We start from the raw sequence: 15,249 nt of genomic DNA on the forward strand, positions 1-15,249 counted from the left end.
GGAGTCCATCTATGAAATCTGCAATCGATCTGTTTAAAACTGATGTGATTGGCGTGACCACTAAAGGCGTTTGTATGTGGTAAGCGTGGGGCGGCCTCGTGCCGCCCTACTTTCTCCTTGATAGGAGTATGATTAATGATTGATCGTGGCTACCACACCATTTGGGATATCACTGGTGTCTGCGCTCACCTGTTGAGCAGTGATAAAACACTTCACAGCTTCTTTCTTGCTGCATTGCAGTCGTCTGGGTTCACTGTCATAAGCGACATGATTCACAAGTTTTCCTCGGGTGGGGAAGGTGTGACCGGGCTTTTTCTTTTGTCAGAATCTCATCTTTCTTATCACACTTACCCTGAGCGTGGTTATATTAGTATAGATGTATACACCTGTGGAAAAAGTAATCATGCGATCAATGACAAGGTTTCATCGTTTTTCGGTTGTGGTGTGCAAGTCAATAGGAGGACGTTGCTGCGCGGGAGCGTAGTGACCGATATTTCGGGGGTGGAACATGCAGTTGCTCGATAGAGGGTTGGTTAAATTTGATTATCAGTTCCCGCTTTATAACTACTTCTTTCCTACTCAGGCGAGCGGTGTCTATCAACCGAATAGGCAGCAATTTTCTGAAATAATGGAGGGCGCCAACCGTCAGGCTCGTTCGCGTGCATTGTATTTCCATATTCCTTTCTGTGAGGCTATCTGTTCGTTCTGTCCGTTCACGCGGGGGCTCTATAAGAATGCCGAGGATATTGATCGCTACACGCAGGCGTTGATCAGTGAAATTGAATATAAGGCAGAAGTTATCGATTTGAAAGCGGTCCCTGTCAGGGCAATATTTTTCGGTGGGGGAACGCCCTCATTGTTGTCGCGGCGAAATATTGAAGATATTGGCGAAGCGCTACATCGTCATTTTGATATGAGCGCTGTAGAAGAGTTCTCATTCGAGTTCAATGTTACCAGCGTCACTGAGGAGCGGGCCCGAGCACTGGCTGCGATCGGAGTTACCCATGCGCGCTTTGGATTGCAGACGACAGATCCTGAATGGCGCAAGCTGTTCAATCTCGATCCTGATCTTGGCAAGGTTGAGCGTGCGGCTGAACGGTTGAATGCCCATTTCGGGCATGTGCTCTGTGACATCCTGTATGGCATGAACGGCAGTGGTGAGCAGCAGACACTTGCCGATATTGACAAGGCGGTAGAGTTAGGCGTTACCAATATTGATATCTATCCCATTAATAACGCTGCTACATCAGTCAAACTGCATAAGCAAATCAAAGCTCGCTTCAATGAGGTTATGCCAGCTATTCGCAAATTGAACATGAAGTTCATGCTGGACGAGCATCTGCGGCAGTATGGCTTTGTTCCCTACAATGGCCACGGTTACGTACGCGGGCCAGGCGCTGATAGTGCGCTTTTCACCGATACGTACTCTTTCATCTACCACGAACATGTATATGGCTACGCAGATCATGATCTGCTCGGTTTCGGTGTGGGCGCCATATCATCTGTGGCGGGGCACGTAATCACCAATGTGTCATTACGTGAGAAATATACCCAGTGTATGACGGCCGGAGAGCACCTGTGTCAGGTAAGCGGACATGACCCACTGCTCGATGTAGTCAAGCCGCTCGTGGTTCGCCTTGCATATCACGGCTCCATGGACAAGCGCTTGGTTGAGCTAGATCAGGTGCCTGAAACGCTGAAGCGTCGACTCGATGCACTGATACGGGCGGGTCTGGTGCTGGAGGATTCTCATTTTTACCGACTAACCCGGCTTGGCTGGCTTTGGTATAGCAACATCATGTTTTTCCTGATGCCGGCAAGTGAGCAGGACATACTCAAAAAGCTGGTTTACGAGCGTCTTAATGTGGCAGGGCGTGAGATAACCGAGCACGAGTTGATTTATACCACAGGTTTAGGAATCAAGCGACATGCAGGCGTTGATTCATAATCGCGGGACCAGAGTTCTAGCGTTGGGGTATTGTTTATCCAAGTGTGGTGAATTTGCATTCGAAGCCGCATTCGCTGTAACAATCGTTTCCATGACTAACGCGGATATGCTGTTGATTGGCATTGCGTACTTTTTTCGCTATTTGCCAACTGTGGTGTTTTCGCCTTTGGGTGGGTGGTTGGCGGATAACGTCGACAAAAGACAAACCCTATTCAGGGTCGAAATATTCAAAAGTGTTTTGGCACTTGCTTTTTTCGTGTTGCTCACCCTGTATGCGCCAGCATTACCTGCTGTGATATGCCTTGCGATGGTCATGACGGCCCTTGAATGCCTTTATGTCCCCACCTTTCGTGCATACTTTCCCGATCTTATCGAAAAAGATCGGCTCGCGTCGGCCAATAGTGGTATTCAGGTTATCGAGGATGCTGCTTCAATTGTGGGTCCACTGGTGTTCGCGGCATGCGTATTGCTGTTGTTTCGTGAGGCAACGTTCTTATTCTTCGCAATTTGCCTGTTAGCCTCGGGTATGTCCATCGCTTTCCTTGAAAAGTCCGGGCGAAGTACCCGTCAGGAACTGGATGGGCTGGCATTGCTTCGGGATGCTGTACATAGCGTAAGCCAGCTCAAGGCTAACAATGCGCCGTTGTTCGCAGTTATTTGCTGTACCACTGTCTGTGCGCTGTTTGCCACCTCCGTAATCCGCTTCATCCTCCCAGCCACAGTGATAGATTATTTCGCCTCTGAAGAGGTGGTTGGGTACGTTTTCTCGCTGCTTGCAGCTGGTACTGTACTGGGGGGAGTGCTCTATACGCACTTCAACAAGCAGACGACAGTACGATTGGTACTGCGGTTTTGGGTTGTCTATGGTGCCCTTTTTTTTGCTGCCGCGGTGGCGCTGAAATTCAGCAGCTGGCTCTTTCTGATGATCCTGTTTATGGTTGGTTTTGTTGGTGCGTTTGTCGATATTGCGATAGTTACCAACATACAATGTTTGTCGAGCGATCATGAGGTTGGAAGAAACTTTTCTCTTTACTATTTTACTGCTGTTGTTGGTGATGCTGCTTCTGGGCTAATTGCCAGTCTGGTTTTTGTATTCGCAGGGTCAGCAACGTTTATCTGGATGGCGCTAATGTTGTTTGTCGCGCCAATGGTCTGGAGCATAAGAGGGCGTAACTATGATTCCGACGGTCGTTTATAGCGCGACGCTGGACGTGGATGCATGGGAGGGTGTGATAACTGCACCTCTTTCAGGGAACTTGACGCTTGCTTCCGTTTTATTGCTGACGCCTCTTGATGCTTTGCAAGCGGATGTTCGTGAGGCAACGGAGCGGTGGAATTTACCGTTTTTTATTGTTGCCAACCCTAACGATGATTCTTCTTGGACAAATCATGAAAGGTGCCTGAAATTGCCGTTGTCGGAGTATGACAAGGGCCGGTTGGTTGCTATCGCGCACGCTTTTGAAATGCAGGTACTGCCCCCCTTTACACGTACAGTTGCGAACTTTGTCGACAAGCGTCGGCCAACCTTTGCATGCCCTGGGCACCAGGGAGGGGATTGCTTGCAACAACACCCCGCCGGAGCCCGTTTCAGACGATTGCTGGGGTCAGGGGTATTCCATGTAGATATACCGCACGCAGCGCCGGAATTGGGGGATGTGCTGTGTCACGAGGGCCCGGTGCTTGAGGCTGAGCAGCTGGCAGCGAGCGTTTTCGGTGCTGACGATACCTGGTTTGTACTTAATGGCACGTCTACTGCCAACAAGGTTGTTGCCAGTGCGCTTTTGGCTGCCGGGGATCTGGTGTTGATGGATCGTAACAACCACAAATCGGTGTTTCTTGGGGCATTGCTCCAGTGCGGCGCATTGCCGGTGTACTTGGACAATGTGCGGGATGAGCGTGGACTGTTGGGGGGCTATCGCGCGGGCTCCTTGGGTGAGGACCATTTGCGAACCAGGGTGGCAGATATTTGTGAGCGGCGGGCTTGCGAACCTAGGCCCTTTCGTTTAGCGGTGATCCAGCAAGCAACGTGCGATGGGGTAGTGGTCAGTGCAGGAGCACTGTTGGCACGCATTGGTCACCTCTGTGACTACATATTGTTCGATGGAGCTTGGGCAGGGTACGAGCCTTTTGTTCCAGCTCTGTCCAGCCTGTCGCCGCTCAACCTCCAACTCACCGAGTCTTCTCCTGGCATTGTCGTGACTCAATCGGTGCACAAACAGATGTCCGGTCTGTCACAGGCGTCGCAGATTCACAAAAAGGACAAACATATTGGCCACTTGCCGAGTTACTGCCCATGGCCCGTCTTCAATTCCGCGTTCATGATGCACGCTTCAACCAGCCCCTCGTACCCCTTATTCATGTCACTGGAGGTGAACGCTGCCATGCTTGCTGATGGTGAAGGCGAGCGCCACTGGCGACGGGCGTTGACCGCTGCGCAGCTATTGCGTGATCAGGTCGTACACCGTTGCAGGTTTATCCAGCCACTTAATTCATCTCTCCCAAACACCCCGCACGAGTATTTGGCACAAGGGGCATTACCAATCGAGCCTGGCTTGCATTATGTAGACCCTTGCAAGGTCATTTTCACCACGCGAGGGGAGTTCGATATCCCTGCGTGTGTTGTTGCTCAGTATCTGCGAGACAGCAACTTTACCCCTGAGAAAACGGATTTCTACACGTTCACACTGCTGATGACACCCTCCAGTGACAGTGCCGAGTTGATCAAACTGGTAGATGCCCTCGAAGCATTTGAAACGCATTTTCTTGCAGGTACAGCGGTACTACAATTATTGCCCTCACTACGTGTGGCCCCTGACCACTATCAGGGGCTGACCCTTGCAGCGCTCAGTAATCACATTAACAGGCTTTATCGCGAACACGAGGTCGAGCACCGGCAAAGTGAAATTTTTAGCTCCATCGGAACTGTGCGAACTAGTTGCTCACCCTATGAAGCCAACCAGCAGTTCATACGAGGTATGGCGCGCCTGAAACCCCTAGAGCAGGTTGTCGGCCGAGTCGCTGCCGAGGGCGTTATCCCGTACCCGCCTGGGATCATGTGCATTGCCCCTGGTGAGCGATGGACAAATGCTTTGGTTGACTATCTGCGGGCTGTCGAAGCGTTGTCCGTGCAGTTTCCCGAATTTGCTCCGCACATTCAGGGAGTGCATGCAGTTCACAAGACGGATGACTCGGTTGCATTTGAGGTATTCGTACTTGATTGAACGCCCCGAATTTTCCGGTTACGGGGTCAAGGAAGTACAAGGTCACGGGCGCAAGTTCATTCATGTTGACATGGACTCCTACTTCGTTGCCGTCGAGTTGCTGGATGCTCCATGGCTACGTGAGCAGCCAGTTGCAGTCGGCGGCAAGGCGATCGACCGCGGCGTGATCAGCACATCTAACTACATTGCCAGAGAGTTTGGTGTCAGAAGCGGCATGGCAACTGCCACTGCACAGCGATTATGCCCGGACTTGGTCTTGTTGCCAGTGCGCTTTGAGCGATATGAGGCAGTGACCCGCCAACTGGACAGCATTTTCCGGCGCTTTACCCCGAGCGTCGAATTTCTCTCTCTGGACGAGGCCACACTGGATGTGACGGGGCAGGTACATTGCAACGGATCCGCGACGCACATGGCGGTCAAGATTCGCGCTGCGATCAAACAAGAGTTGCAATTGACGGCTTCGGCTGGTATCGCGCCATTGAAATACTTGGCAAAAATTGCTTCGGAGGTTAATAAGCCCAATGGTCAGTTTGTTATCGCACCGGATCAGGTACAGTCCTATCTCGCAAATCTTGACATCCGTAAAATTCCTGGCGTAGGCCCCAAGACCTGGGCTGTACTTAAAGCCATGGGGTGCATGAGATGTGCAGATGTCACTGATGAAATGATTCCGGCACTTTTACGTCACCTTGGAGCTCACGGTTTCTACGTTTGGGAGCGTTGCCGAGGTAATGAAGGTAGCGAGGGGAAACCTGGGGTAGTCCAGTCCTTGGGCGTTGAGCATACGTTGCCCAGTGACTGTGATGACCTTGATCGCTGTATCAGAGAACTGGATGCGCTACACGAAGCTTTAGCAATACGACTGGAGGCGCTTGGCGAGAAGCCACCAATTGTCAGGAATCTCGTCAAACTCAAGTTCTCTGATTTTTCAATCGCCAGTGCCGAATTTCCCGCACTGGAGTTACAGCCGCAGATTTTACATGGCTTGCTTAAAATGCTTTGGAATACCAAACGCCAAGGGCGTGCGGTACGTCTAGTCGGTATTGCAGTCAGGGTTCGCCGTAACTCGCGTGATCCCTTGCAATTAGAACTGGCGTTTTGAACAAGTGGTTAGTCAAAGTGATTGAATGCAAGCCTGCCGATACACCCCCGGAGTCACTCCGTAGGCCTGCTTGAACTGCCGGCTCAAGTGGCTCTGATCGGCAAACCCCAGGGTGAACGCCACGTCGGAGGCCGCCAATCCGCTTTTCAGAAACTCCCTTGCCCGCGCCAGGCGCCGTTGCTTGAGCCAGGCGTGCGGTGGCAGGCCGGTGGCCTGGCGGAACACGCGGGCGAAGTGGAAGGGCGACAGGTTGACCGCAGCGGCCAGGGCCTCCAGTGACGGCGGGTCAGCCAACTGGCTTTCCAGCAGTTCCCGCGCACGCGCCACCGCCAGCGGTTCGTTGCCAGGGGCCGTGGGTTCGGGGCAATGGCCGTGGCGCTGCACCAGGGCCAGTACCGCCTGGCGCCAGGCGGTCTGTTGCTCCAAGGCGCTGGCACCGGCTTCCGACAGCTGGTGCAACTGGCTGAAGGCCTGCGCCAGGGCCGGGTCCTGGATCACGCTGTCATTGAAGCGCGGCATGCCGTGGCGGCTCAGCTCGAGCTCGTCCAGCACGCCGGTGACCCGTTCATGCTCCGGATAGAACCCTCGGTAACGCCAGCCGGCTTCGTGGGCGGTGGCGCCGGTGTGCAGCTCGTCCGGGTTGATCAGCACCATGCTGCCGACCGGCGCCAGGTGCTCGCTGCCACGGTGCCAGAAGCGCTGCGCGCCCGACTCGATCACGGTGAACACGTAGCCTTCATGCACATGGGGGGCGAAGCGCTGCTGGATGTAGCGCGCATGCAGCATCTCGACGTCGCCGAGGGCCGGCGCCTGCCAGAGGTGGGTCTGTTCGCGCAGGGGCGTGCTCATGCCAGCCAGCTGCGCAGCAGGAAGAAGATCAACATGCTCACCAGCATGCTCAGCAACACGCTGCGGGTCAACAGCACCAGCGCAACGGCCACCAGCGCGCCAAGCAGGTAAGGGTTGAGCGGGCTCAGGTCGAGCTGGTGGTCGGGCAGGAAGATGATCGGCCCACAGATTGCGGTGAGCATGCCGGGCACGGCGAAGCCGAGGAACTGCCGGGCGTTGGAGCTCAGGCGCAGGGGCAGGCGTGGCTCCAGGAAGGCGTAGCGGTTGAGGAAGACCACGGCGCCCATGGCGAAGATCAGCAGCCAGGTCATGGGCGGCCTCCGGTGAATTTCTGGCAGAAGAAGCCGGCCGCCATGCCCAGCAGGCCGGCGGCGACCAGCGCGGTCTCCCAGTGCCAGTAGCTGAACAGCACTGAGCAGAACAGCGACACGGCCACACACACCACGGTGGCGAGGTTGCGCACCAGTGGCGTGATCAGTGCGACGAAGGTGGCGACGATAGAGAAGTCCAGGCCGAGCTGGTCGAGGTGCGGAATGTTCTGGCCCAGCACGATGCCGGCCAGGGTGAACAGGTTCCAGGCGACGTAGAAGGTCAGGCCAACACCGAGTGCATACCAGCGGTTGAACTGCTGCTGGTCGTAATGGCTGGTGAGGGCGAAAAATTCATCGGTGAGCAGGAAACCCAGGCCCAGCCGCCAACGCAACGGCTGGTTCGACAGCACCGGGCGCATGGACAGGCCATAGAGCAGGTGCTGGGACGTCAGCAGCAGGGTAGTGAGCAGGATCGATAGCAGGTTGGCACCGCCCTTGAGCATGCCGATGGCCACCAGTTGCGCGGCGCCAGCGAAGACGATCGCCGACAGGCCCTGGCCTTGCCAGGCGCTGAGATTGGCCTCGATGGCCATGGAACCGGCGAGCAGGCCCCAGGGGGCGACGGCCAGGGACAGCGGCAGGATGGCGATGGCGCCGTGCAGGAAAGCTTGGCGGGCGATGGAGGGACTGCTGGGCATGATGGCTGCGACACATTTTGCGAGGTAGGGCAGCATGACAGAGCCGTGGGGCGGGTGGCTTGAACGATCTTGCTTGTTTGCTGCCTGCACTGGCCCTTCGCGGCTGAAGCCGCACCTACAGGGAAAGCGTTGACCTGCAGCAGCGGCTTCAGCCGCGAAGGGCCGGTACAGGCAATTATCGCCTGGTCAGCCGCTGCTGCGCCGCCACGCAGCCATTGATGTCCACGGCTTTCTGCAGCAGTGCCTGGCGATGTTGTGGATCCAGCTCACTGAGCAGCCGGTAGACCTCGGCCTGGTAGTCGCGCTGGCGCCCCCACTGCATCTGCAGCCCCTGCGGGTGGCTGCGGCTGCAGGCCAGGCGTGTGGCCGGCTGCGGGTAATAAGGTGCGTACAAGGTGGCCATGCTCGGGATCGCTTCGAGGGCTTCGCGGTAGGCCGGGCTGGTGTTGTAGGGTGCGCACCAGCTGGCAATCACTGTTGCCGGTGGTGCAAAGCCTTGTTTCAGGCTGGCTTCCAGCAGCGGGCAGGCGGCATCGGCGATCTGTGCTGCAGGCAGGTAAGTGGTGTAGTACAGCGCCAGGCGATACTGCGCCACCGGGTGGCCAAGCTCCACCGACTTTTTCAGCAACGCCACTGCCGTCGGCAGGGTCTGTGCCATCGCCCGGCCCTGGCGGTTGAGCTCCGGGTCAACGCCGATGGCGATGCGCAGGGTGCCGTTGTCGTCCTGGTTTTCGGCCTGCTACAGCAGCGGCAGTGCCTGGCGGTAAAGCAGGTCGGCGTGTGGGTCGATGCGAACTTCGAGCGCGTTTGCGGTAACCGGCGACAGCGCGATGAGCAGCGCCGGCGCCAGCGCGGCGCGGCTCACAGGCGTGCCCCGGGCAACGAACGGGGCCAGCAGGCTGCCAGGTCAGGGTGAGCGGCTTGATGATTGATCACAACTGCGCGTACGCCTCGGGCGAATCGGAACGACGGGATATTCTAGCCAAGCGCGGGCTGAAATCGAAACCCCGACGGTCGGCTGTCAGACCAGCTTGATCGGTGTGACCTTGCGCAGTGCGTGTCGTTCCTGGGCCAGCCCCAGTTTGGCAGTGATCACCTTGGCCAGGGCATTGTTGCCCAGGTCGTTCAGGTGCAGGCGGTCGACGAAGAGATCGGCGCCGAATACCGGCGAACTGCTGAGCATGCTGTTCATGTCGTAGCAGGGCACCGGGTCTGCCTGGCTCTTGATGCGGCGGAAGAAGGCTGTATGCAGCTGGCTGTCGAATGTGCCCTCAAGCAGGCGATCGAAATTCGCCGGTTGCTGTTGCAGGGCGGTCAGCATCGCCTGCTCACCCGCCGGCAGGGTTTCTCGGCACCAGGGCAGCAGGGGCTGGAGGATGAAGGTCAGGGAGGCGTGGCTGTCAGCCAGCATGCGGTCCCATTGGCGCAAGGTGCGGCCGATGCTGTCGGCGGCTCGCGCCAGGCGTTTTTCCGGGGCGGACAGCGGCCAGCTGGGGGCCGGTTCGTTGCGCCGCGGTGCCAGTGCCTGGCCCAGGCGTTGCCACAGCGTCGCCCGGCGAGCCGGGCCAACAGGCGGCATGCCCTCGTTGAAACTGTTCAGGTAGGCCTGGAGAGCCTTGGCCTGTTGTGGTCCGTGCGGGCCTGCCAGGACTTCGCCGAGGGCCTCATGGGCCAAGGTGTTCAGGCCGCTGAGCAGCACCACATGGCCGACTTCGCCGAAGCGGTGCTGGTGGGTCAGGAACAACAGCAGTTCCTGGCTGGCGTTGAGCCCACAGCCGGCCAGGCTCAGCCAGACTTCACCGGTCAGCATCGACAGGTGCGAGGCCACCGTATGTTCATCGGAGCTTGCGCCGATACCCAGGGCGGTGGAGCCGCCGACCAGCAGGTTGATGCGCGGTGCACCGCCGCGTTCGGCGGCGGAGAAGCGCTTGCCGGCGCAATGGCTGTAGCGCAGGCCAAGGGCATCGGTGTTGATGGTGCCGGAGCGGTAGCCGCTCTCGTGCACATGCAGGGTGTGCGGTGCGCGGCGGTTGCCCAGCAGCAGAAAACGCTGGTAGTCCTGATGCAGTGGCGAAGTGAGGCCCGGGACGTGCGTGGCGGCTGCGGACGGTGTCATGGGCGCTCCTTCCTGGCTGGCATTGCGGCGGCGCAGGGCGTTCAGCCCGCCAACTCCTTGAGGTTATAGGCCAGGCCACCGGCGGCGATCAGCAGCAGGACGACCCCCGAGGCCAGGGAGATCAGGCGGTTGCTGCGTTGCGAGGTGATCTTGCCGATGGCGAAGATGTACAGGCTGAGCACGGCAAAATCGATCAGTACCCACAACAGCGACAGCACCACCATGCTCTTGCCGAACGATTCGGTGATCTGGATGAACTGCGGGAAGAAGGCGATGAAGAAGATGATGTCCTTCGGGTTGGAAATGCCCACCATGAAGCCTTGCCACAACCCACCGCGCCCGGCTTTGGCCGGTTGTACATCGGCCTCGTCGGCGGCAGGCGCCTGCAGGCACTCGCGCAGGGTGCCCACGGCGATGTAGCCGATGAACAGGCAGCCCAGCAGGCTCATGCCGCTGAGCCAGGCCTTGTCGATGGCGGCACTGGTGAGGATGACCCAGGCGGCGGCGCCGATCAGTACCAGTGAGGCCCAGTTGGTGCCAACGGCGGTAAACATGGCCTTGCGCGAGCCGGAGGCCGCGGCGGTGTTGACGATCAGCGCCACCACCGGGCCAGGGGTGGCGATCAACAGCAGGACGGTGAGTGCGTAAGTCAGTGTCAGTGCGGTATTCACGGTCAGTTCTCGATCAGAGTGTCGGGTGTCGCATGGGCGTGGGCATGAAAGGGGCAGCGCGACGGATTGAGCGAGCCTGCTTCCTGCAGTTGGTACTGCTTCCATTCGAAGTTGTCGTCCTGGCCAAAGAAGCCCAGGGTTTCGGGCATGACCCCGTCGTTGTAGTGGCGCACCCGATCTCGAATGCGGGCACGAATGCGTTGCCCGCTTTCGGTGCTGGCGTTGGCCACTTCGTCGAAGTTCTCCCGCGGGTTGATGACGAAGGTGATATGCGGGCCCAGGTTGCGGCTTTTCATCTGCTGGTGGCCGGGGAAGTTCATGTTGATGAACAGCGGCATGCCGGCATAGCAGAACGACCAGGCGTTGTCGTGCGGGTCGGTGGGGATCGCCTGTGGCCACGGATGCGGGTCACGGGCGTGGACCCCACGCAGTACCTTCCAGGCCAGCGCCTGTTGCTCGGCCAGGCTGGTGTCGATGGCCGTTTCGAGAAACACCACCAGCGGGCTGCCGATGCGCTGTTTGATCGGCACGGGGGTGATGGTGCGCACGTACTCCGCCAGGCCCTGGGCGATATCATCGGCCAGTTGCTCGGCACGGGCGAAGAGGATGTGGCAGGATGCCCCAGCTACTGCTTTGCGGCCGAACAGGCACGGAAAGTCGGGGTTGGCGAGCACGCTGCGAAAATGCTGTATGGTTTGGTGCGTCCAGTGCTGAGTGTTCCGTACATGTTCATCGGCCAGCTCTAGCGCATCCAGGCGATAGCAGTTTCCATAAACCGTAAACATGATTTCCCCAGGAGATTTAAGTAAGAGAGCGTTCCACTCTTATGCAGGCAGGTTGGATACTTATCTTTGTTATTTACCTGCATTTTCTGAGACGCTCTTCACGTTGTAAAACGCGTGGAACTATGACCTACTATTAGTCTCACTCATGCTTCGAGGGCATCATGTCGGAACGGATTCAAGCATTGCACGCCCTGCGTGCCTTCGAGGTGGCCTCGCGCTACGGCTCGTTCACCCGGGCCGCCGAAGAGCTGGCCCTGACCCAGGGCGCGGTCAGCCATCACATCAAGACGCTCGAATCCATGTTCGGCTGCGACCTGTTCGAGCGCCGTGGTCCCAAGTTGAGCCTCACCGAGCATGGGCGGCTGTTGGCCCAAGAACTGAAGGTCGGTTTCAAGATCATCGAGAACGCTTGCGCGCTGCTGCGCCAGGACCGTTATGGGCTGCGTTTGAAAGCCCCTTCGACACTTACCGTGCGCTGGCTGCTGCGGGCGCTGGATGGCTTCAAGAAGCTCGAAGACAACTGCAGCGTGCAGCTGTCGAGCGTGTGGATGGACATCGACTCGGTGGACTTCTACTCCGAGCCCTACGATTGCGCTATCCTCCTGGCCAATGGCCGTTTCCCGGCCGATGTCGAGAGCATCAAGCTGTTCGATGAATGGCTGATCCCGGTGTGCCACCCTGACTACATGACCCAAGCGCAACCGGCGCTGGCCGACCTGCGCCAGTGTGAGTTCCTGCACCCGTCACCCGACCGGCGCGACTGGCGGCGCTGGCTGGCACGCATGGATGCACTGGACATCAGCATCGACCAGGGCCAGGTGTTCGACACCCTTGACCAGGGCATCTCGGCAGCCCAGCAGGGGCTGGGTATTTCGGTGGTCGACCTGGTGCTGGCCAGTGCCGACCTCGGCGCCGGACGCCTGGTGACCCCCTTCAAGCACGCGGTGTCGACCGGTGACGGGTACTACATGACCTGGCTCAAGAGCAGCCCGAAAGCACGGCAGATGCACAAGCTGCGCGATTTTCTGCTCGCCCAGGTGCCGCCGCTGGCCTACAAGGACATCAACTACCTGTACGGCTGAAACCCTGGCCCGGCACATCGGCTTCGTACCGACGGCGCGCTGGCGTAGAATCGTCGCCATCAACCGTGCAGACGAGGCGAGGACCACGCAGTGGAGTTGCAACAGGGCTTTGTCCTGACCCGGCATTGGCATGACACGCCCGAAGGCACCTGCGTGGAGTTCTGGCTGGCAACCGATGCCGGGCCAAGGTTGTTGCGCCTGGCTGCGCAGGAGTCGGTGGCGTTCATCCCCCAGGCGCAGGCCGAGCACGCCCGTGCGCTGTTGGCCAGGGAGCAGGGGGTGCAACTCAAGCCGCTGCGCCTGAAGGACTTCGACCAGCGGCCGATGCTTGGCCTGTACACCCGTCAGCACCGTCAGTTGATGCAGCTGGAGCAGCGCCTGCGTGCAGCCGGGATCGACGTGTTCGAAGCCGATATACGCCCACCCGAGCGCTACCTGATGGAGCGCTTCATCACTGCGCCGGTGCAGTTCACCGGTCAGCCGGATGCCCAGGGCGTGTATTGCGATGCTCAGCTCAAGCCCTCGCCGGGATATCGCCCTGCGCTGCGCCTGGCCTCGCTGGACATCGAGACCAGCGAGCGCGGCGAGCTGTACAGCATCGCCCTGGAAGGCTGTGGCCAGCGCCAGGTATACATGCTCGGGCCGGCCAATGGCGCGGCCGATGAGCTGGATTTCGACCTGCAGTATTGTGCGGACCGCGCCGAGTTGTTGCTGTGCCTGAACCAGTGGATGGCCGAGCACGACCCGGATGCAATCATCGGCTGGAACCTGATCCAGTTCGACCTGCGCCTGCTGCACGAACATGCCAAGGCGCTGCAGGTGCCCCTGGCCCTGGGCCGCAACGCTGCACCGATGACCTTGCGCAGCCAGGCCGGCGGTGGCCACGTGTTCGCCGATGCGCCGGGGCGGCTGTTGATCGACGGCATCGAGGCCCTGCGTTCTGCGACCTGGAGCTTCCCTTCGTTCAGCCTGGAAAGCGTTGCCCAGACCTTGCTTGGCGAAGGCAAGGCCATCGATACGCCGTACCAGCGCATGGACGAAATCAACCGCCGCTTCGCCGAGGACAAGCCGGCCCTGGCGCGCTACAACCTCAAGGACTGTGAGCTGGTCACCCGTATCTTCGCCCATACCCGGCTGCTTGAGTTCCTCCTGGAACGCGCCTCGGTCACCGGCCTTGCCGTGGACCGCAGCGGTGGCTCGGTGGCTGCGTTCTGCCACCTGTACATCCCGCAGATGCACCGCCTGGGCTTCGTCGCGCCCAGCCTCGGTAGCCGCCCGGACGAGGCCAGCCCAGGTGGTTTTGTCATGGACTCGCGCCCTGGCCTGTACGACTCGGTGCTGGTGCTGGACTACAAGAGCCTGTATCCGTCGATCATCCGGACCTTCCTGATCGACCCGGTGGGCCTGGTCGAAGGCTTGCGCCTGCCGGATGACGAGCATTCCGTGGAGGGGTTTCGCGGCGGGCGGTTCTCGCGTACCCGGCACTGCCTGCCGGCCATCGTCGAGCGTGTGTGGCAGGGCCGGGAGGCGGCCAAGCGCGAGGGCAATGCGCCTCTGTCGCAGGCGCTGAAGATCATCATGAATGCCTTCTATGGCGTACTGGGTTCCAGCGGTTGCCGTTTTTTCGACCCGCGCCTGGCCTCGTCGATCACCATGCGCGGCCACCAGATCATGCGCCAGACCCGCGCGCTGATCGAAGCGCAAGGTTATGAGGTGATCTATGGGGACACCGATTCCACGTTCGTCTGGCTCAAGGGCGGCCATGACGAAGAGGCTGCGGCGCGGATTGGCCGTGATCTGGTGGCACAGGTCAACCAGTGGTGGCGCGAACACCTGCGCACGACCCTGAAGCTGGAAAGCGCGCTGGAGTTGCAGTTCGAGGTGCATTACCGGCGTTTCCTGATGCCGACCATCCGCGGTACCGACGAGGGCAGCAAGAAGCGTTATGCCGGCCTGGTGCAGCGCGCCGATGGCAGCGAAAACATGGTCTACAAGGGCCTGGAATCGGTGCGCACCGATTGGTCGCCGCTGGCTCAGCGCTTCCAGCAGGAACTGTACGGGCGGATATTCCGTGGCCAACCCTACCGTGAATATGTCATCGAGTACGTGCGCCAGACGTTGGCGGGCGAGCACGACGCGTTGCTGGTGTACCGCAAGCGCCTGCGCCGGCCGTTGGCCGACTACCAGCGTAATGTCCCGCCGCATGTGCGCGCTGCACGCCTGGCAGATGACTACAACGGCCGCCTGGGCCGCCCTCGGCAATACCAGCGCGGAGGCTGGATCAGCTACCTGATCACCACCGCAGGCCCCGAGCCGCTGGAGAACCTGCAGGCGCCGATCGACTATGAGCACTACCTGAGTCGGCAACTGCAACCGGTGGCCGATGCCATCCTGCCTTTCGTCGGTGATGACTTCAGTGCCCTCACCGATCGCCAGCTGCTGTTGTTCTGAGCCGCGGGGTAGCTA

Annotated in this window: 13 protein-coding genes and 1 pseudogene; 7 read left to right on the plus strand and 7 right to left on the minus strand. The window is 59.1% G+C overall.

Annotation, left to right across the window (positions count from 1 at the left end):
• The first annotated feature begins 135 nt into the window (after positions 1–135).
• Genes speD through dinB form a run of 5 tightly spaced genes read left to right on the plus strand, consistent with a single transcriptional unit; the run spans position 136 to position 6,271 of the window.
• Positions 136–525: an adenosylmethionine decarboxylase gene (speD, locus tag ACIPZ5_RS02450; protein WP_400806434.1), complete on the plus strand. Its 390-nt coding sequence runs from the start codon at positions 136–138 to the stop codon at positions 523–525.
• Positions 509–1,948 (plus strand): coproporphyrinogen-III oxidase family protein, encoded by a 1,440-nt coding sequence (locus ACIPZ5_RS02455; protein ID WP_400806437.1) that lies wholly within the window; start codon positions 509–511, stop codon positions 1,946–1,948. Before speD ends, ACIPZ5_RS02455 begins: the two co-directional genes overlap by 17 nt.
• A complete protein-coding gene (locus ACIPZ5_RS02460; RefSeq protein WP_400806440.1) occupies positions 1,929–3,146 on the plus strand; it encodes an MFS transporter in 1,218 nt (405 codons plus the stop codon). The genes ACIPZ5_RS02455 and ACIPZ5_RS02460 overlap by 20 nt, the downstream gene beginning before the upstream one ends.
• On the plus strand, positions 3,124–5,169 hold the full coding sequence (locus ACIPZ5_RS02465; protein ID WP_400806444.1) for an ornithine decarboxylase: 2,046 nt from the start codon (positions 3,124–3,126) through the stop codon (positions 5,167–5,169). Before ACIPZ5_RS02460 ends, ACIPZ5_RS02465 begins: the two co-directional genes overlap by 23 nt.
• Positions 5,162–6,271: a DNA polymerase IV gene (dinB, locus tag ACIPZ5_RS02470; RefSeq protein WP_400806447.1), complete on the plus strand. Its 1,110-nt coding sequence runs from the start codon at positions 5,162–5,164 to the stop codon at positions 6,269–6,271. Before ACIPZ5_RS02465 ends, dinB begins: the two co-directional genes overlap by 8 nt.
• A gap of 12 nt (positions 6,272–6,283) precedes the next feature.
• Here dinB and ACIPZ5_RS02475 read toward each other — a convergent pair whose 3' ends face one another.
• The 7 genes and pseudogenes from ACIPZ5_RS02475 to ACIPZ5_RS02505 all read right to left on the minus strand — a co-directional run bounded on the left by ACIPZ5_RS02475 (position 6,284) and on the right by ACIPZ5_RS02505 (position 11,701).
• The gene (locus ACIPZ5_RS02475) at positions 6,284–7,120 is read right to left on the minus strand and encodes an AraC family ligand binding domain-containing protein (RefSeq protein ID WP_400806450.1); all 837 of its coding nucleotides are present in this window, start codon (positions 7,118–7,120) and stop codon (positions 6,284–6,286) included.
• Positions 7,117–7,431: an AzlD domain-containing protein gene (locus tag ACIPZ5_RS02480; protein WP_343595017.1), complete on the minus strand. Its 315-nt coding sequence runs from the start codon at positions 7,429–7,431 to the stop codon at positions 7,117–7,119. Before ACIPZ5_RS02480 ends, ACIPZ5_RS02475 begins: the two co-directional genes overlap by 4 nt.
• A complete protein-coding gene (locus ACIPZ5_RS02485) occupies positions 7,428–8,129 on the minus strand; it encodes an AzlC family ABC transporter permease (protein WP_400806453.1) in 702 nt (233 codons plus the stop codon). The genes ACIPZ5_RS02480 and ACIPZ5_RS02485 overlap by 4 nt, the downstream gene beginning before the upstream one ends.
• A gap of 175 nt (positions 8,130–8,304) precedes the next feature.
• Positions 8,305–8,994: pseudogene (locus tag ACIPZ5_RS02490) on the minus strand (sel1 repeat family protein).
• Between the two features lie 156 nt (positions 8,995–9,150).
• Entirely contained in the window at positions 9,151–10,245 is a 1,095-nt protein-coding gene (locus ACIPZ5_RS02495; RefSeq protein WP_343595023.1) for a hypothetical protein, read from the minus strand.
• A gap of 41 nt (positions 10,246–10,286) precedes the next feature.
• Positions 10,287–10,916 (minus strand): LysE family translocator, encoded by a 630-nt coding sequence (locus tag ACIPZ5_RS02500; protein WP_261940659.1) that lies wholly within the window; start codon positions 10,914–10,916, stop codon positions 10,287–10,289.
• Between the two features lie 2 nt (positions 10,917–10,918).
• Positions 10,919–11,701, minus strand: coding sequence for a YqcI/YcgG family protein (locus tag ACIPZ5_RS02505; RefSeq protein WP_261940658.1), 783 nt, complete (start codon positions 11,699–11,701; stop codon positions 10,919–10,921).
• Positions 11,702–11,862: 161 nt separating this feature from the next.
• Between ACIPZ5_RS02505 and ACIPZ5_RS02510 the strand changes: the two genes are divergently transcribed.
• Positions 11,863–12,783: a LysR substrate-binding domain-containing protein gene (locus ACIPZ5_RS02510; RefSeq protein ID WP_261940657.1), complete on the plus strand. Its 921-nt coding sequence runs from the start codon at positions 11,863–11,865 to the stop codon at positions 12,781–12,783.
• A 90-nt stretch (positions 12,784–12,873) separates the two neighbouring features.
• Positions 12,874–15,234 carry a DNA polymerase II gene (locus ACIPZ5_RS02515; RefSeq protein WP_400806458.1) on the plus strand — a complete coding sequence of 787 codons (2,361 nt, stop codon included), beginning with the start codon at positions 12,874–12,876 and terminating at the stop codon, positions 15,232–15,234.
• The last annotated feature ends 15 nt before the right edge of the window (positions 15,235–15,249 follow it).

This window comes from Pseudomonas sp. NPDC089428, from assembly GCF_044749325.1.
Lineage (GTDB): Bacteria > Pseudomonadota > Gammaproteobacteria > Pseudomonadales > Pseudomonadaceae > Aquipseudomonas.